Annotated in this window: 19 protein-coding genes; 10 read left to right on the top strand and 9 right to left on the bottom strand. The window is 64.9% G+C overall.

Annotated features, from left to right (window positions below; translation table 11 throughout):
• Positions 1-73 precede the first annotated feature (73 nt).
• Positions 74-1,582 carry a malate:quinone oxidoreductase gene (locus tag A0257_20305; GenBank protein AMR29204.1) on the bottom strand — a complete coding sequence of 503 codons (1,509 nt, stop codon included), beginning with the start codon at positions 1,580-1,582 and terminating at the stop codon, positions 74-76.
• 202 nt (positions 1,583-1,784) lie between these two features.
• Here A0257_20305 and A0257_20310 point away from each other — a divergent pair, with 202 nt between their 5' ends.
• Positions 1,785-2,150, top strand: a complete 366-nt coding sequence (locus tag A0257_20310) for a hypothetical protein (GenBank protein ID AMR29205.1) — start codon at positions 1,785-1,787, stop codon at positions 2,148-2,150.
• On the opposite strand, the gene A0257_20315 is transcribed toward A0257_20310, so the two are convergent.
• A complete protein-coding gene (locus tag A0257_20315; protein ID AMR29206.1) occupies positions 2,147-2,668 on the bottom strand; it encodes a hypothetical protein in 522 nt (173 codons plus the stop codon). The genes A0257_20310 and A0257_20315 overlap by 4 nt on opposite strands.
• Positions 2,669-2,928: 260 nt before the next feature.
• Here A0257_20315 and A0257_20320 point away from each other — a divergent pair, with 260 nt between their 5' ends.
• Both A0257_20320 and A0257_20325 read left to right on the top strand, forming a co-directional pair.
• Positions 2,929-3,951, top strand: coding sequence for a radical SAM protein (locus A0257_20320; GenBank protein ID AMR29877.1), 1,023 nt, complete (start codon positions 2,929-2,931; stop codon positions 3,949-3,951).
• Positions 3,952-3,990: 39 nt separating this feature from the next.
• Complete coding sequence (locus A0257_20325; GenBank protein AMR29207.1) at positions 3,991-4,533, top strand: hypothetical protein; 543 nt, start codon at positions 3,991-3,993, stop codon at positions 4,531-4,533.
• 19 nt (positions 4,534-4,552) lie between these two features.
• On the opposite strand, the gene A0257_20330 is transcribed toward A0257_20325, so the two are convergent.
• Positions 4,553-4,825, bottom strand: coding sequence for a hypothetical protein (locus tag A0257_20330; GenBank protein AMR29208.1), 273 nt, complete (start codon positions 4,823-4,825; stop codon positions 4,553-4,555).
• A gap of 109 nt (positions 4,826-4,934) precedes the next feature.
• Between A0257_20330 and A0257_20335 the strand changes: the two genes are divergently transcribed.
• Together A0257_20335 and A0257_20340 are read left to right on the top strand one after the other, a co-directional pair.
• Positions 4,935-5,159 (top strand): hypothetical protein, encoded by a 225-nt coding sequence (locus A0257_20335; protein ID AMR29209.1) that lies wholly within the window; start codon positions 4,935-4,937, stop codon positions 5,157-5,159.
• A gap of 95 nt (positions 5,160-5,254) precedes the next feature.
• Positions 5,255-5,548 (top strand): hypothetical protein, encoded by a 294-nt coding sequence (locus A0257_20340; GenBank protein ID AMR29210.1) that lies wholly within the window; start codon positions 5,255-5,257, stop codon positions 5,546-5,548.
• Positions 5,549-5,553: 5 nt separating this feature from the next.
• On the opposite strand, the gene A0257_20345 is transcribed toward A0257_20340, so the two are convergent.
• Positions 5,554-6,111 (bottom strand): NUDIX hydrolase, encoded by a 558-nt coding sequence (locus A0257_20345; protein AMR29211.1) that lies wholly within the window; start codon positions 6,109-6,111, stop codon positions 5,554-5,556.
• 44 nt (positions 6,112-6,155) lie between these two features.
• Positions 6,156-6,992: a transporter gene (locus A0257_20350; GenBank protein AMR29212.1), complete on the bottom strand. Its 837-nt coding sequence runs from the start codon at positions 6,990-6,992 to the stop codon at positions 6,156-6,158.
• A 104-nt stretch (positions 6,993-7,096) separates the two neighbouring features.
• Between A0257_20350 and A0257_20355 the strand changes: the two genes are divergently transcribed.
• From A0257_20355 to A0257_20365, 3 genes are all read left to right on the top strand, one after another.
• Complete coding sequence (locus A0257_20355) at positions 7,097-8,290, top strand: hypothetical protein (GenBank protein AMR29213.1); 1,194 nt, start codon at positions 7,097-7,099, stop codon at positions 8,288-8,290.
• A gap of 216 nt (positions 8,291-8,506) precedes the next feature.
• Positions 8,507-9,319, top strand: a complete 813-nt coding sequence (locus A0257_20360) for an isomerase (GenBank protein AMR29214.1) — start codon at positions 8,507-8,509, stop codon at positions 9,317-9,319.
• 74 nt (positions 9,320-9,393) lie between these two features.
• On the top strand, positions 9,394-10,119 hold the full coding sequence (locus A0257_20365; protein ID AMR29215.1) for a hypothetical protein: 726 nt from the start codon (positions 9,394-9,396) through the stop codon (positions 10,117-10,119).
• Positions 10,120-10,285: 166 nt separating this feature from the next.
• Here A0257_20365 and A0257_20370 read toward each other — a convergent pair whose 3' ends face one another.
• The 4 genes from A0257_20370 to A0257_20385 all read right to left on the bottom strand — a co-directional run bounded on the left by A0257_20370 (position 10,286) and on the right by A0257_20385 (position 15,070).
• Positions 10,286-12,925, bottom strand: coding sequence for a hypothetical protein (locus A0257_20370; GenBank protein ID AMR29216.1), 2,640 nt, complete (start codon positions 12,923-12,925; stop codon positions 10,286-10,288).
• Between the two features lie 151 nt (positions 12,926-13,076).
• On the bottom strand, positions 13,077-13,598 hold the full coding sequence (locus A0257_20375; GenBank protein ID AMR29217.1) for a hypothetical protein: 522 nt from the start codon (positions 13,596-13,598) through the stop codon (positions 13,077-13,079).
• Between the two features lie 271 nt (positions 13,599-13,869).
• Positions 13,870-14,328 (bottom strand): hypothetical protein, encoded by a 459-nt coding sequence (locus A0257_20380; GenBank protein ID AMR29218.1) that lies wholly within the window; start codon positions 14,326-14,328, stop codon positions 13,870-13,872.
• Between the two features lie 157 nt (positions 14,329-14,485).
• Positions 14,486-15,070 carry a crossover junction endodeoxyribonuclease RuvC gene (locus A0257_20385; GenBank protein AMR29878.1) on the bottom strand — a complete coding sequence of 195 codons (585 nt, stop codon included), beginning with the start codon at positions 15,068-15,070 and terminating at the stop codon, positions 14,486-14,488.
• 27 nt (positions 15,071-15,097) lie between these two features.
• Here A0257_20385 and A0257_20390 point away from each other — a divergent pair, with 27 nt between their 5' ends.
• Positions 15,098-16,156: a hypothetical protein gene (locus A0257_20390; protein ID AMR29219.1), complete on the top strand. Its 1,059-nt coding sequence runs from the start codon at positions 15,098-15,100 to the stop codon at positions 16,154-16,156.
• Between the two features lie 209 nt (positions 16,157-16,365).
• Entirely contained in the window at positions 16,366-17,379 is a 1,014-nt protein-coding gene (locus tag A0257_20395) for a hypothetical protein (protein AMR29220.1), read from the top strand.
• The last annotated feature ends 131 nt before the right edge of the window (positions 17,380-17,510 follow it).

Raw genomic sequence — 17,510 nt, forward strand, 5'->3', positions numbered from 1 at the left:
CGCACGATAGAAGAACGAGTGGCGCGGGTGTCGTGCGGGTGCGATTGCTTCGCAAGCTCGCAATGACAGACGACTACTCATTATCCAGCCCCAGCACCTGCGCCGAGTGCGCACGCACGGCCGTCGTCAGGCCCGCATTATCGGCCAGATGCTGGCCAAATGACGGCACCAGGCGGCGAAACGTAGCCTGCCACTCGGGCGAGGCCGCCTGCTCGGGAAAGCAGCGCTGCACCAAATCGAGCATGATGCTCACGGCGGTGCTCGCGCCCGGCGAGGCCCCGAGCAGCGCCGCGATGGAGCCATCGGCCGAGGTCACGACTTCGGTGCCGAACTCCAGCACGCCGCCCTGCTTCTTGTCCTTCTTAATGACCTGCACGCGCTGGCCGGCCGCTTCGAGCTGCCAGTCTTCGGGCCGGGCCTCGGGGTAGTACTCGCGTAGGGCCGCGACGCGCTGCTCAGGCGTTTGGAGCACCTGCCCGATGAGGTAGCGCGTGAGCGGAATATTGCGCGCCCCGGCATACAGCAGCGGCCGGATATTGCCCAGCTCAATCGAGCGAAATAGGTCGGCGTAGGAGCCGCGCTTGAGAAACTTGGTGCTGAAGCCGGCGTAGGGGCCGAACAGCAGCTCCTGGCGACCGTTTATTTGGCGCGTGTCGAGGTGGGGCACCGACATGGGCGGCGAGCCCACGGCCGCCTTGCCATACACCTTGGCGTCGTGTTGGGCGATAACGGCGGGCCGGGTGCATTTCAGCCACTGCCCGCTCACCGGAAAGCCGCCAAAACCCCTGGCTTCGGGGATTCCTGATTTCTCTAGCAGCGTGAGCGAGCCGCCGCCCGCCCCGATAAACACGAACCGCGTGCGCACCTTGCGGCTCTTACCCGTGGCCAGGTCGCGGATTTTAACGCGCCACAGGCCGTCAGGTTTATGTTGGAAATCTTCTATTTCCTGCCCCAGCTCAAACGCTACCCCCGGCTGCTGCCGCAGGTGGTCGAACAGGGCGCGGGTGAGGGCACCGAAGTTGACGTCGGTGCCAGCGGCCATGCGCGTGGCGGCCACCGGCTGGGCGGGGTCGCGGCCGGTCATCACCAGCGGAATCCACGCTGCCAGCCGGGCCGGGTCGTCGCTAAATTCCATGCCCGCGAACAGTGGCGAGCCCAGCAGCGCCTCGTAGCGCTTGAGCAGATACGCCACGTTTTCGGCACCCCACACAAAGCTCATATGCGGAATGCTGTGAATGAACGACCCTGGCTCGGGCAGGTCGCCAGCCTGTACCAGGCTAGCCCACAGCTGCTTACTCAGTTCGAATTGCTCGGCAATTTTATCGGCCTTCGAAATGTCGATACTGCCATCGGGTAGCTGCGGCGTGTAGTTAAGCTCGCAAAAAGCCGAGTGGCCGGTGCCGGCGTTGTTCCAGGCGTCGGAGCTTTCGGCGGCCACCGCGTCGAGGCGCTCATACACCGCCAGGGTGAGGGTAGGGTCCAGGGTCTTGAGCAAAACGCCCAGCGTGGCGCTCATAATGCCGGCCCCAATGAGCACCACGTCAGCGGTTAGAGGCTTGGCGGGAGGAGTTTTCAGATTCATGCAAGGAAAGCAAGTAGTGTTGGATAAAGTATATTTGTATTAGAGGCTCGGCCTACTATTCTGATTGGTCAGTGATAGTATTTGTAGAAAGCAATAGGGGTGTGCGAGTTGCACGGTGTGAGTGAGTATGAAGATAGCAGAAGGCCGATGTCACAGCATCGTTTACGTAAGTACGGCCATTGCCAATTTAAGTGAGGCAGCCATGTTGCAATTGCTTCGACATGCCCGGTGCGCCAACCAGTGGGCAGGCATCACGGGGGTGCTGATGGGCGGCGGCAGCCAGTTTCTGCAAGTGCTGGAAGGTTGCCCGGCCGCCGTGCGCCGCCTCTACGCCCGCATCGAGGCCGACCCGCGCCACAGCCGCCTCGAAAAGCTGGCCGACGGCCCCCTGCCCCGGCGCGAATTCGCGGGCTGGTACATGAGCTTCGCGCCGCTACCGACCACTCATTTCGACGCAATCCCCGGCTACCTCATGGCACCGCAGCTGGTTCTGAGCGGGGCGGGCACGTCGGCGCAGCCGCTGCTCCGCGAATTCCTGGCGCACAGCAACCAGCTGCTGCTGGTTTAGCCCGGCCCCACAAAGGGAAATAGTCGCCGCAGCTCCCAGGGGCCGCCGCGGTAGGCCCACAGGGCCAGGCCAGTTCCGGTAACATCAAATGGCTCAAAACCAGCGCTTAACTCGACTAAAAGGGCGCGCGCTACGGCGGGGTCCACCTTATTCTGCACCGTGATGTGGGGCCGCAGACCCTGGGCATCCTGGGCCGAAAGCCAGGGCTGCCACCGCTGCTGCAAGCGGCGGTGCAGGGCCGGCAGGTCGGGGTTATCGAGGGTGTACATCACGCCCCGGCCCATGAACTTGACGCCCGTCACGGCCAGGGGCAGGGGCGCGGACTGCGCCGTCGCCACGTCGGCCAGGTAGGCCTCGATGGCCGGCACCTCGGCCGCGGGCAGCGCGTGAAAAAGCGTGAGGTGCGCGCTGAGGTAGTTGATTTTGGGCGGAAAGTAGCGCCGCCGCTGCTCGTCAAAAAAAGCCTGGCTGGCCACGTCGAGGGTGAGCGTGAGAATAAGGGGAGCGGAATCAGTCATGGCCCGGCATACGGGAAAACGGGGCGAGGCGCTCGGGTGATGATAGTAAAAAAAGATGCGCTTTCGGTGCTAAAAATCTGTAAGTCAGCGCTAAAAATGAGGGATAAAAAGGGCCGGATTCGACCTATTTCGGGGGGGTAGGCGTTTAGTAATTTATGCAGACTGACCTCTTTTTGCTCGTTCTCAACGCTCCCGCGCCCGCCCCGCTACCCGCCTCGCTGGAGGCGGACGCGCCCCGCACCCACGGCGCGAAGCTCTGGCTGCCCAAGCGCGTGCTCTTCACTCCCGCTGCCCTCGATGAGGATTACGGCCAGCAGATTCTGGCCCGCGCCACCGCTCTCAACCTAGATATTGAATTGCTGAAGAGCAACCGCCTCACCGGCCTGCGCGGCGACGACGAGCGCGCCACCTACCGCACCGCCAAAACCACGCTGGCCGTCGTGAACGCGCCCGCCGGGGCGCTGCGCCTCCAGCCTACCCCCCCCTCGGCCGACTACCAGCTCAACCTCGCCGAGGGCTGCCCCGCGCACTGCCAGTACTGCTACCTGGCCGGCAGCCTCAGCGGCCCGCCCGTGGTGCGCGCCTTCGCCAACCTGCCCAAGCTCCTCGAAAACACTCAGGCCTACGAGCGCGCCGACCGCCCCGTGAGCTTCGAGGCCAGCTGCTACACCGACGTGCTGGGCATCGAGCACCTCACCGGCGCGCTGGCCGAAACCGTGCGCTACTTCGCTGGCCGCGAGGGGGGTAGGCTGCGCTTCGTAAGTAAATACGACCACATCGAAAGCCTGTTGGGCCTGCCGCACCAGGGCCACACCCGCGCCCGCGCCTCGCTCAATGCCGAGCCGCTGGCCCGGCAGCTGGAAGGCGGCACGGCCAGCATCGAGGCGCGCATCCAGGCGCTGCGGCGGCTGGCGCTGCCGGTGGCGCAGGGCGGCGGCGGCTACCCGGTGGGCGTGGTGCTGGCCCCCATTATGCCGCTGCCTGACTGGCAGCAGCACTACGGCGAGCTGCTCGACCGCCTGCAAGCGGCCCTCGATTTCGACTGCGACCTCACCGTAGAATTCATCACCCACCGCTTTACGCCCGGCTCGAAAGAAGTGCTGCTCGGCTGGTACCCCAACACCAGCCTCGACCTCGAAGAAAGCACCCGCGCCGTGAAGCGCAACAAGTTTGGCGGTCTCAAATACGTCTATGACCTGCCCACGATGCGGGAGCTAAAGGCCTGGTTTTATGCCGAGTGGCAGCGTCGGTTTCCAGCCGCGCCGGTGCAGTACTGGACGTAGGGGGCAGTAGTTTTGAGGCCCACGTAGAGCGCAGCTACTATGACAATCGGCGAGTTTTGGAATCAACAGGAGTTTGCTTATTTGGTCACGTATTCTTTCAATCGAGGGCCAAAGCTGGCCGCTTTAAGGGAAGCGGCAAAATTGCTGTTTCAGCTAACGAGGAAAAAATTGCTGACTTCTCCTGCGGCTCAGTTACCAGCATTGCGAGAGCAGTTGCGCTTGCTGGAAAGAACTTACGACCTTGATTTGCTGACCTTAACTCAAGGGAATTTTGCTTTTCATATCACTGCTTCGCCGGTTGTTAGGATTGGGAAGAATGATATAGCTGCTCAAGATTTTGAGGCCATCTTGCGGGAGCCGGTACTTAATCGGATGCACTGGATGTGTGCCCCTATTTATCGGGATGCGCTAGCCTTTTATGATGCGCATGACAATTTGGTAAGCGTCCTTAACATCTGTTTTAGTTGCGACCGAATGGTCACGGATACCGGGCGGGAGGTTCAAGCTGATACTACCACCTACCAAATATTACGTGACTACCTAATTCAATTGGGACACTTAACTGTGACCGGTGAACGGTAGCAGCTTGCTTAATTCCACCTCAGCACCCGCTCCGAAAATCGGGGTAGTCGGCGAAGCCCGGCGCGGGCGTGTCATCCATTTTAATGATGTGGTCGAGCCGGATTTCCTCGCCCGAGGCCAGTATAGCGTACTCGGCCCCATCGCGGGTGGCGAAGGTTTTGAGCACGGCCGAACCCTGGCAGAGCTGCCGCAAGTCGTTGAAATATTGCAGGTACACCTGTTTCTTGCGGGTGGCCGCAGCCTCCAGCTCGTCGTAGAAGCCGCAGGCAATGGGTTGATAATCGGTCGGCATGGGGAGTTTGGATAGGGGGTAGGGAAGGCTTACGCGCTGCGCCGCCCTGGCGTTAGCCGTAGCATCTAAGCGGTTCGTATCTTAGCCCATACTAAACCCCGTTTCCGTTATGACGCCCGTCCTCGTTGAACCCCTGAGTGAGCAAGCCTACGAGCTGCTTCGGCAGCTGGAAGCGCTGCATATATTGCGCGTGGTGCCGCCCGAAGCGCCGGCCATCGCGACAGTTGCGGCCCTACCCCCACGCCAGTGGGCAGGCGCGCTAGCCGGAGCCGACGCGGAAGCCTGGGACCAACATCTACACGAAATCAGGAACGAATGGGAGCGGGATATTTAGCTGATACCAACGTCCTAATTGACTTGGTACTGGGCCGGTTACCTGCTGCTAGCGCGGCTTGGCTCGATGCCCGCTTGGTAGCGGGGCAAGTGGCGATGTCCGTTGTTACCCGCATCGAATTGTTAGTAAAAACCCAGCCCGCCGACGAGTACGCCACGATGCTGGCCCTCGTGCGGAGCGTGCCAGTCCTACCCCTCGATGAGCCGGTCATCCAGCAAACCATCGCCCTGCGCCAGCAGCACCGCGTGAAGCTGCCCGACGCCATCATTGCCGCCACGGCCCTGGCGCACGGCCGGCCGCTGCTCACCCGCAACGCGGCCGATTTCCGGCGGGTAGCCGACCTGCTTATCCTGGACCCGCACGACCCGGCGCGGCTGCCGGCCGCCTAAACCGCCTACCTCCCCAACCGGCGTAGCGCCAGCAGGCACAGCGCCACCGAGCCCGACACCCGGATGTCGCCCCGCAAAACCAGCCCTTCGACCTCGGCCAGCGGCACCAATACTACCTCGATATTCTCGGTGGGGTCGAGGTGCTGCGCGGCCACCGGGCGCACGTCGCGGGCCAGAAAAAACGAAATCTGGTTGGTGTCCTTGGTGGGATTGTCGTACACGGTGAGCAGCGGCTCGGGGGGTAGGGGCGGGGCGTAGCCGGTTTCTTCGAGCAGCTCGCGGGCGGCCGCGCCGGCCACCGAGGTTTCGCCCGCATCGACCACGCCGCCGGGTAGCTCCAGCAATATCTGGCCGGCGGCGTGCTTGTATTGGCGCACGAAAACCACCTGGTCGTCAGCCGTGAGCGGAAACGTGAGCACCACGTGGGGCCGCACGCTCACGAAGTAGTCGTCCAGCTCCTGGCCATCGGGCAGGCGCACGTGGTCGCGCCGCAGCTGGTACCAGCGGTGGTCAAACACCAGCTCCGAGTGCAGCGTGCGCCAGGGTTCAAGCTTGGTTGGCATAACGAGAGGGGGTAGGGGGCGAAGGCCACAAAGGTGGGGCGACGCTACGCGTCTTGCTCGTCCTGGCCGGCCGTCACCTGCGCGTGGTTGAGAGCCGCCACCAGCATCACGCCGCCCAGAATATTGCCCAGCAGCGCCGGCACCGTGAAGCTACCCAGCGCCGCGCCCCAGCCCGTTTGGCCCATCGCGGCCAGCGTAAACACCTCCACCGAGCCGGCAATGACGTGGCTGAAGTGCGCCACCCCCACGAGGTAGGTCACGAAGATGATAACCCAGATGCGCCCTTCCTCCGCAAATGGCAACAGCCACACCATGAGCGCGATAAGCCAGCCTGCGAAGATGCCGCGCAGCAGTGTGGTGCCGAAGCCGTGCGCCAGCGCCTGCTGGCCCAGGTGCGCAAACTCGGCCCTGGCTTCGGGCTCAAAAACCGTAGAATGCGCGGTGACCAGGCTCAGCGCCAGGCACCCTAGCAGGTTGGCCGCCAGCACGATGCCCCACAGCCGGGCCACGTTGCGCAGGCAGCTCCACTCCAGGTTTTGCAGCAGCGGCAGGATGGGCGTGAGTGTGTTTTCCGTAAACAGCTGCTGCCGGCCCAAAATAACGATGAGAAAGCCCAGGCTGTAGCCAAAGTTGGCCACCAGTGGCCGCCAGGGCGCATCGGGCAGGTAGCGGGCCAGCAGGCCTTCGGCAATCATCGAAAAGCCCATCGAAAGCCCGGCGGCCAGCCCCGACCAGAACAGCGCCGCCGAGGGCCGCTTCAGCTCCTCTTCGCCCTCGGCCAGAATGGCCTTGTAAATGACCTTGCCCGAGGGTGCGCTGCGCTCTTTGGCCTCTCGCTCGTCAGTTCGTTGCTGCTCGGCAGCTTGCGGGTCTGGTTTCATATGGGAATAGCAGCTTGGCGGGACAACAAGCCGCGCGGCTAATGTTTTGGAACAGCCCAGCCGGCCAGGGTATCTTGCCGACTGATTTCAGCCCGTTTTCACCTATGGAGCAACCCGTTACCTCTTCGCCGGCCGCTACCCCGCGCGCTGCCTCGCCCCGCGTGGGGGCCATTGACGTGGTGCGGGGCCTGGCGATGGTCATCATGGCCCTCGACCACATCCGCGAGTTTTGGAGCCCGACCCCGGTGCGGCCCGAAGACGTGGCCCACGCTTCGGTGCTGCTGTTTTTCACGCGCTGGGTCACGCACTTTTGCGCGCCCACGTTCGTGTTTCTGGCCGGCACCAGCGTCTTCCTCTTTCAGCAAAAGCAGGCGAGCCGGGGTGCCGTGAGCCGCTACCTGCTCACGCGTGGTTTGTGGTTGGTAGTGCTTGAAATAGTGGTAATTAACTTTCTGCTGCAATGGAATTACAACTCCTTTTTGCTCCAGGTAATCTGGGCGCTGGGCTGGAGCATGGTGCTGCTGGCGGGCCTCATCTGGCTGCCGCGCGGGCTGGTGGCCACGCTGGCGCTGGGCTTCCTGCTGGGCCAGCACCTCCTCCTCCTCCTCCAACCCGTGACGGCCGCCAACCTGCTGCCGGCCCTGCTCTACGACCGCCCGTTTCTATTCTCGTTCACCCCCAAACTGTCGGTGCTGGCCGCCTACGCCATCCTGCCCTGGGCCGCCGTGATGGCCGCCGGCTACTGCCTCGGGCCGTGGTTCCGGGCACCGCTGCCGCTGCGCACCCGCTGGCTGCGGCTGGCGGGGGTAGGGGCGCTGCTGCTGTTCGCGGGCCTGCGCTACGTCAACCACTACGGCGACCCCGCGCCCTGGAGCACGCAACCGCGCGGGCCTTTGTACACGCTGCTCTCGTTTCTGAACGTCACCAAATACCCGCCGTCGCTGCTGTTTCTGAGCCTCACGCTGGGCGTGGCGCTGCTGCTGCTTTCGGTGAGCGAAGGGGGGGGAGGGCGCTTCGGCCGCTGGCTGAGCATCTATGGCCGGGTGCCGATGTTCTACTATTTACTGCACTTTTGCCTCATCAGCGGCGGCGCGTTCGGGTGGACGGCCCTGGCCTTTGGGCACCCGTTCAACCTGTCGTTTGCGCCGCCGGGCGTGGCTCAGCCCGCCGCCTACCACCCCAGCCTGCTGCGCGCCTACGTGGTGTGGGCCGTGGTGGTGGCGCTGCTCTACTGGCCCTGCCGCTGGTACCAGGCCTATAAGCAGCGGCATTCGTACTGGTGGCTGGCGTATTTATAAATAAGATGATTCAGAAAATCGTCAGAACGTCATTCCGAGCTTGCCGAGGAATCTCGCTCGCGTCGTGGAACGATACCCGAACGGCGTAGGCGAGATTCCTCGGCAGGCTCGGAATGACGTTCTTGTTTACCCTTTTTTTCATGACGGGCATAACTTGCCGCGCATCTTTGCGGCCGCCCGTTAAGCCGCCGGCTGTTCGTTCTTTCTTCTCTCCATATGACTACCCCCATTTACCAGGTCGATGCCTTCGCACGCCGGCCCTTCACCGGCAACCCGGCCGCCGTGTGCCCGCTCGCCGAGTGGCTGCCCGCCGAAACCATGCAGCTTATCGCGGCCGAAAACAACCTGGCCGAAACCGCTTTTTTCGTGCCTTTGACCGGCGAGGAAGCCGATTTTCACCTCCGCTGGTTCACGCCCACCTTCGAGATTGACCTCTGCGGCCACGCCACGCTGGCCACGGCCCACGTGCTCTGGCAGGAGCGCGGCTACGCCAAGTCCGAAATCGTTTTTCAAAGCAAAAGCGGCCTGCTGAAAGTGCGCCGCGAGGCCGATGGCCGGCTGGTGCTCGACTTTCCCAGCCGTCCGCCGCGCGCCCTACCCCCCGCCGAGCACCCCGAAGTGCTCACGCGCGCGCTCGGCCCCGGCGCGGCCACGCCGCTGGCCGTGCTGGCCTCGCGCGATTTAGTGGTCGAGTTTGCCCACGCCGACGAAGTGTTGGCCCTGCGGCCCGACTTCGCCGCGCTCGAAGGCCTGGGCTACATTGGCCTCATTGCCACCGCGCCGGGCAGCGGCGCGGTCGATTTCGTGTCGCGCTTTTTCGCGCCCGAGGTGGGCGTGCCCGAAGACCCGGTGACCGGCTCGGCGCACAGCACGCTCATCCCGTTCTGGGCCGCGAAGCTGGGCAAAACCGAGCTGTTTGCCCGCCAGGAATCGGCGCGGGGCGGCGAGCTGTGGTGCCGCCTGCGCGGCGACCGGGTGGCCATTGGCGGCTACGCGGTCACGTTTTTGCGCGGCGAGGCGCAGCTGTGAGCGTCCTGGGCAGCAGGTAATATCTTTGCCTGACCCGCACTCTCCCCAAGTCATTTTGGGTTCCGCTCCACGCTATGACAAACACTGCCCCACTCACCTGCATCATCGTTGATGACAACGAAATCAACCGGCTCACCCTGGAGCATCTGGTTGACCTCACCCCCGAGCTGCAGCTGCTGGCCTCGCTGCCCGGCGGCCTCGAAGCACTGGCGTTTTTTCGGCAGGGCGGCCACTGCGACCTGCTGCTGCTCGACGTGGAAATGCCCACCCTCACGGGCCTGGAGCTAGTCAGGCTGCTGCCCAAACCCGTGCCGGCCATCGTGCTGGTAACCACGCACCGCGATTTCGCGGTAGCAGCTTTCGAGCTGCAAGTGGTTGATTACCTGGTAAAACCCGTGGAGCTGGTGCGCTTCAACCAGGCCGTTGGCAAGGTGCTGGCCGCGCGCGCGGCCGCCCTGCCCCCCTCCAGCCCCGCCAAGGCCGAGCCGGCCCCCGAGCTGTTCGTGAAAGTGGGCACCCGCTCCATCAAGATTAATTTCGACGACGTGCTCTACATTGAGGCGCTCTCGACCTACTCGGTGCTGGTGACGACCACCCAGAAACACATCGTGTACCTGACGCTCAAGGCCCTGAGCGAGCGCTTGCCCTTTGCCCATTTCGTGCGCGTGCACCGTTCCTACATCGTCAACATGCGGCGCATCGAGGCCATCGAAGACCACATGCTCAAGCTCGGCAACTATGAGGTGCCCGTCGGCAAGTCCTACCAGGAAGAATTTGCCCGCCATTTAAGGAGTTTGTAAATGGTGAGGTGGTGAGTAAAAAAGAACGTCATGCTTATCTGGCGTCCGCTTGTCGAAGCATCGCGCTCGCATCGTTACACGATTGGGTTTACTACCCCACGCGAGATGCTTCGACAAGCGGACGCCAGATAAGCATGACGTTCTTTTTTACTCACCATCTCACCACTCACACTTCCCGCGGCAGCTCGGCCAGCACGCGCTGCACCTGGGCGATTAGCTGGGTGGCGGCGGCGGGCAGCCGCGGGTAGTGAGCGGGCGTGGCGGCTTCGAGCTGCTGCACGGCGGGCGTCACGTGGGCCACGCCCACCGATTCGAGGCTGGGCTTGATGTGGTGCGTGATGCGGGCCACCTCGTCCCAGTGGCCAGTGGTGGCGGCTTCCTGCAGCCGGGCGAGGCTGTCGGGCATGTTGCGCAGGAAAGAGTGAATGATTTTCACCACGAACTCCTCGCGGCCCCGCGCCAGGGCGCGCAGCTTGGTCAGGTCGTAGCTCGGCGGCGCGTTGTCGGCCGGGGCAGGGGGTAGCAGCCGCGCCAGCGTGTGGTACACCTCTTCCTCCTCAAAGGGCTTGGCCAGGCAGGCATTCATGCCGGCGGCCAGGTAGCGCTCGCGGTCGGTGCGGAAGGCGTTGGCCGTGAGGGCCACGATGGGCACCCCCGCCCGCGCCGGGTCGGGCAGCGTCCGGATGGCGGCCGTGGCATCGAGGCCGTTGAGGCCGGGCAGCTGAATATCCATCAGCACCACGTCGAATGCCTGCGCCTCGTCGCGCACGCGGTGCACGCCGGCCAGGCCATCCTCGGCCTCTTCCACGATGGCCCCCCAACCCTCAAAAAGCAGCCGGGCCACGGTGCGGTTTATCTCGTTGTCTTCGACCACCAGCAGCCGCCGGCCGTGCAGCACCCCAGTGTCGTAGGCGTCGGTGGCGAGAACGGCGGCGGGGCCCTTGGCCTTGGGCAGCGTGAGGCTGAAGGCAAACGTGCTGCCCTGCCCCACCCGGCTGCTGAGCGTGAGCTGGCCGCCCAGCTGCTCGGTCAGCGCCCGCGAAATGCTCAGGCCCAGCCCAGTGCCCCCAAAGCGCCGCGTGGTGTCGGAATACGCCTGCGTGAAGCCCTCAAAAATCAGCTCCTGCTTGTCGGGCGCGATGCCGATGCCTGTGTCCTCCACGCTGAAGCGCACGGTGAGGGTAGCATCGGTTTCGGCCAGCTGCTTGCCAATCACAATGATGCGCCCGCCGGGCTCGGTAAACTTTATAGCATTAGCCACCAAGTTGATAAGAATCTGGTTGAGGCGGTGCGGGTCGCTCAGCACCCAGGGGTAGGCGCAGGTGGTGCGCAGCGGCGTGCCGGCAAAGTGCAGCCCTTTTTCCTGGGCCTGGGCCACGAGCGGGCGCAGCGCCTCACTCATCGAGTCGCACAGGTTGAAGGCCACGGCCTCCAGCTCCAGCTTGCCCGAGGTAATTTTGGCCATGTCGAGCACGTCGTTGATAACGTGCAGCAGGTGCTGCCCCGCGTGCCGGATGGTGCGCACGAAATCCTGCTGGCGCCCGTCGAGGCTGGTTTTGCTGAGCTGGCTGGCCATGCCCAGCACCCCATTGAGCGGCGTGCGAATTTCGTGGCTGATATTGGCCAGAAAGTTTTCGCGGGCCCGCACGGCCGCCTCGGCGGCAGTTTTGGCGCGTTTCAGCTCGCGCTCGGCCAGCACGCGCTCCGTAATATCCTGGCCGTAGCCAATAACGTACGGCTCCTGGTCAGGTTCGCGCACCACGTGGTTGTCGTAGAGCAGGTAGCGGGTAGGGCGGCCCTCGCAGGTCAGGGCCATCGTGCCATGCTGATTATCAGCGGTCGCGAAGCGCCGCAGGTACTCGGCCACCCCCGGCTCGTGCTCCAGGGCGCACAGCCCGCTCAGGTGGCGGCCCGGCAGCGCGGCCAGGGGCAGGCCCAGCAGGTCGGCGGCGGCGGGGTTGGTCGTGAGCAGGTGGCCCGCCAGGTCGTGGGTACAAATGAGGGCCTGCGAGTGCATCATCAGGTCGCGGTATTGTTTTTCGCGCTGGGCCAGGGCCTGGCTGGCCTGCCGCTGGGCCGTGATGTCGTTGCTCACCACCAGCACCTGGCGCGTGCCGTCGGGCCGGTTGAGCGGGCGCTTCACCACGTAAAAATGATGCAGCTCGCCCGAGGCCAGCGTCACCTCCGCTTCCGTCGTCAGCTGCTCGTTGGTGGCCAGCACCCACGCGTCGGTGGCCAGGTGCCGCGCCTGCTGCGCGGCTTGGTGGGGGGTAGGCGGCCGGGCCTGCGTGGGGTGCAGGTAGCCGGTGCGCTCGCGCAGCTCGGTCGCCGCGCGGTTTTCGAAAGCAAAGCTGCCGGCCGCGTCGCGCACGAAAATTGCGCTGGGCGTGGCGTCCAGAATAGCACTAATAAAATCCTGTTGCTCAGCTAGCTGCTGCTTGGCCCGCACCCGTTCGGTAGTTTCGGCCAGGAAAACAGTGAGGCAGCCCGGCCGCGCGGGCATGGCCACCACCTGCATGTGGAAGTGCCGCTCGCCCACCAAAATTGCCTGCCCATGCGCCTGCGGGCCCAGGGCCGCCACGCCCCGCAGCTGCTGGCGCACCCGCACCTGCTCGGCGCGGCTCAGGCCCTCGCGCAGCGCCAGCGCGGCCGGATTGGCGTAGAGCTGCCGGCCGTTGGCATCGAGGCTAATAATGGGGTTGGGATTGAGCTCGGGCAGGCTGGCCAATAGCTGCGCCTCGGGTGGCCGGGGGGGGTAGGGCGCGGCGCGGCGGATAGCGTAGGGGCGGATAGCATAGGATAACACAAATGGGAGGACTAAAGTACTCACCCTCCGCAATGATACCAGCCCTCAGCCCTCGCGCCCGCCACAACTCACCCAGAGGTGCAAAAAAAAGCTCCTTTCGTGCAAGAAAGGAGCTTTTTATTCGAAAAAATACAACTCAGGCTGCGTGCGCTTAGCGACCCAGCACCATGTGCACCAACTGCGGCGTGCGGCTGTCAATAGTTACCCGGCTGCTACCCAGGCCCACGTAATCGGCTTGCAGGCTCAGGGCCATCTGGGCCGGCACCTGCAGGTGGAAGTTGCCTTGCGCATCGGTCACTGCCACTTGGCGGGCATTAGCGGCGGGAAAAACGCACACGCCGGGGCAGGGCCGGCCACTGGGGTTCAGCACCACGCCCGTCAGGCACACCAGCTGCGGCTCGGCCACTACGGGCTGGGCGCTGGGGGTAGGGGCCGCGGCGGGCGGCGGCGCGATAGCTACCGCATGGGTGCCGGTTCGGGGGGCACCCTTACTTCCGGCCAGGGCAGCAGCTTTGGCTGCCGCGCCTGGCCGGGCCGTCGCACTTCGGCGGGCAGGAGCGGTGGGCCGGTTGGTTTTTGAACCAACCGGCTGGGTGCGAGCCGCCAGTGCCGGCCCGGCGAAGAGCAGGGAGCAGGCAACGGTGGCGGCGAAAAAAGAGCGAAGGCTTAACATAGAAGAGCGAGGTAACATAAATAGTATTTCCGGGGGAATTACTGTAATAAAAGTAGTCCAAACCTAGGTACTCTGGTAGCTCTTCTAGCTGAATAGCATATTCTGCTAGCTGGGTTATGACTTTTTTCAGGTCAGTGCAATTCTAAAACGTATTAGTTCAATCTGATTCTTAAGTTTATTGCTCGGCATGAATGCGGGCTGTTCAAAAAGCGAAAAGCCACCTGCCAGGACCTGGCAGGTGGCTGAAAAGCGCGGGCGAGCGGAGCAGGAGCTATTGCCCCAGCGTGATGCGCAATGGCTCGGCCGAGGGCTTATCGACCGCGACCCGGCTGCTACCCACGCCGAAATACTCGACTTGCAGCACCAGGGCCGTGTCCGCGGGCACGGATAGTACAAAAGCGCCTTTGGCATTGGTCACCACGAGCTGCCGCGGGGCACCCGCCGGAAACACGCTGGCACCGGGGCAAGGCCGGCCGTCGGGGTTCAGCACCAAGCCTTTGAGCTGCACCAGCTGACTAGCAGGGGGGGCTACGCTGACGGTTGCCAGGGCGGCGGCACTGGCTTGCGCCGGGAGCGCCGCCGGGCTGGCTTTGTCGGCCGCGGCGGCCTTTTTGGGAGCGGGATGGCCCACGGGCGGGCCGGCGGCGTGGGCCACGGCCTGGCCCGCCGCCGTGGTCAGGGCCAGGGGCAGGGCCACGAGCACGGCGCGAAAAGTGTAGAAGGAAAACATAGAAGGAATAAGAAGCGGATAGGAGCGGCCAGTAAGGCTGCGGCACTTACGGGGGAGCGCCGCCAGCCGATGTCGCTGCTTACCCGCTCTTCGCTGAGCAGGGGATTTTCGTGGCCCAAACCAGGATTTGGCTTAGCCGACGAGAAATTGCGCGCCGCTAGCTGGCCCGGCGGGGGGTAGGCTTGCGCGGGGCACCGGTGGTGGCCAGGGCGCGGGCAGGGTTATCTTCCAGAAACTTGCCCCAGCTTTTAGAGCCGGCCTTCACGTTGTTGCCCTGCTGGTAGTGGTGGCACAGGGCCACGGCCAGCGCATCGGTGGCGTCCAAAAACTTGGGCGCTTCCTCGATGGGCGGCAGCACCAAGGTTTGGCGCAGCATGCGGGCCACCTGCTCCTTATCGGCCGAGCCCGAGCCGGTGACGGCCTGCTTGACCTTAGTGGGCGCGTATTCCACAAACGGAATATCGCGCGACAACGCGGCGGCAATCGCTACCCCCTGCGCCCGGCCCAGCTTGAGCATACTCTGCACGTTCACGCCGTAGAAGGGGGCCTCAATGGCCAGTTCATCGGGTAGAAACTCGTCAATCAGCTCCAGCATCCGGGTGAAAATCCGCTTTAGCTTTACGGCGTGATTCGTACCCAGGGCCTTCATATTGATAACGTCGTATTGCAGCACCTTCACGTGCTGCCCGCGCACCTCAATAACGGCGTAGCCCATAATCTGGGTGCCGGGGTCGATGCCCATGATGACCTTCTCGGCCGGGGGCAGCCGTTGGAGGGGGGTAGGGGGCAAGGTGCGGGAAACGGCCATGTTCTTCAAAGTTACGCCCCCGCGCCCCCCGGCCGGCCGCGCCGGGGCCCGCGCTGGGTCACGCTGGCCAAAATCGGCGTCACGCTGCTCACGCTGGGGCTGCTCTACCGCTCGGTGTTTGCCGCGCCCGACACGGCCGCCGCCTGGCGGCAGCTGCTAGCCACCACGCTCGGCGGCGCGGGCCGCGGGGCGGTGCTGCTGGCCCTGGCCCTGGTGCCCCTCAACTGGGGCCTGGAAGCCTGGAAATGGCAGCGCCTGGCGCAGCATTTGGAGCCGGGCCACTCGTTTGGGCGCAGCCTGCGGGCAGTGGTGCTGGGCCTCACGCTGGGCTTCGCGACCCCCAACCGGGTGGGCGATTACGCCGCCCGCATCCTGACCCTGCACTCGCGGCAGCGGCTCGATGCCGTGGGGGCCGTGTTTCTGGGCCGCTACGCGCAGCTGGTGGCCACGCTGCTGGCGGGCGGGGCGGGGCTGCTGTTTTTTTTGCTGAAATTTTACCTCGTGGGCTACCCGGCCGCGCAGGTGGGGGTAGGGCTGGCGGCCGGCCTGGGCGGCGCGCTGGCGCTGCTGCCGCTCTACCGTTCGCGGCTGCTGCTGGCGGCCCTGGCGCTGGTGCGCCCGCTACGCCGCTTTCGGCGCTACCTGGCCGTGATGCCCACCTACTCAGCCACCGAGCTGCACGCGGTGCTGGGCATTTCGGCGCTGCGCTACGCGGTGTTTTGCGGGCAGTTTTTGCTGCTGCTGACTGCCTACGGGGTGCGCGGCCCGCTGGGGCCGGCCGTGGCCGCCGTGGCCGGCACGTTCCTGTTCAAGTCACTTGTCCCCTCGCTCAATGCCCTGGCCGATGTGGGCGTGCGCGAGCTGTCGGCCACGCACCTGTTTGGGCTGCTGGGCCAGCCGGCGCTGCCCGTGCTTAGCGCCAGCCTGAGCCTGTGGGTCATCAACATCGCGCTGCCCAGCGCGCTCGGGCTGCTGCTGCTGCCCGGCCTGCGGGTGCTGCGCGAGCGCCGCAAGCGGTGATGACAGGAGCCATGCTACTGCTCCTGTTGGGGCCGGCGCTATACGCGGGGGTGTGGGCGTGGCTGCGCGGGGGCACCTCACCCCCTAACGAAACCTCACCCCCTAGCCCCCTCTCCTGCGGAGAGGGGGAACTAGTTTCTAGCTCTAGTCTAGAGCTAGAAACTAGTTCCCCCTCTCCGCAGGAGAGGGGGCTAGGGGGTGAGGTGCCGTTGCTAAGCGTCCTCATCGCCGCCCGCGACGAGGCCGCCGCCCTGCCGCACCTGCTACGCGCCCTCCAAACCCAAACCCTACCCCCCCATTCCTTCGAGGTCCTCATCGCCGACGACCACTCCGCCGACGACACGGCCGCCCTGGTCCTAGCCGCCGCCGAAAAGGCCCCGTTTGCCCTGCGCCTCATCGCCCTACCCCCCGGCCGCACCGGCAAGAAAGCCGCCCTCACCGCCGCCGAGGCGCAGGCCCGCGCCCCCTGGGCCATCTGCACCGATGCCGACTGCCGCCCCGCCCCCGGCTGGCTCCAAACCTACGCCGAGCATATTCACCCATTCACCCATTCACCCATTCACTTCATCAGCGGGCTGGTGCGGCTCACGCCGGGTGGGGCGTGGTTCGATGGGCTGCTGGGGCTAGAGTTTGCCGGGCTGGTGGGGGTAGGGGCGGGATGCATCGGGCGGGGCCGGCCCACCATGTGCAACGGGGCCAACCTGGCCTTCCGGCGCGCCACCTTCCACGAAGTGGGCGGCTACCGAGACAACGCCGGCCTGGCCAGCGGCGACGACGAGTTTCTGCTCCACAAAATCCACCAGCGCTACCCGGCCGGCATCCGGTTTCTGGCCGCGCCCGACGCCGTGGTGGACACGCCCGCGCCGGCCACGCTGCGGGCGCTGCTGCGGCAGCGCGTGCGCTGGGCCAGCAAGTACCCGCACTACCGCACTGCCGCCCCGCGCCAACTGGCCCTGCTGGTGCTGGGCACCAACCTGAGCCTGGCCGGCGGGGTAGGGCTGGCCCTGTGGCAACCGGCGCTCTGGCCCTGGGTAGGGGCCGCCGGGGCGCTCAAGCTGGGGGCTGATGCCTGGCTGCTGTGGCCGATACTGGGCCTGCTGAAGCGCCGCCGCTGGCTGGCCTGGCTGCTGCCTTTACAACTGCTCTACGCGCCCTACGCGCTGGCCGTGGGCCTGGCTGCCCGGCGCGGTAACTATTACTGGAAGGGCCGGCAGGTAAGGTGAAACCTATCCATCCAGATGGTGTGAGTTTTTTCTGAAAAAGTGATTTTCCCGATAAGCAAAAGCGCCATGAAGCGGTTTGTAATCGGGACCTTTGCACTTACCTAACGCCCTGCTGCTATGCGCTCCAACCC

It is taken from the genome of Hymenobacter psoromatis, from assembly GCA_001596155.1.
In the GTDB taxonomy this organism is placed as follows: Bacteria; Bacteroidota; Bacteroidia; order Cytophagales; family Hymenobacteraceae; genus Hymenobacter.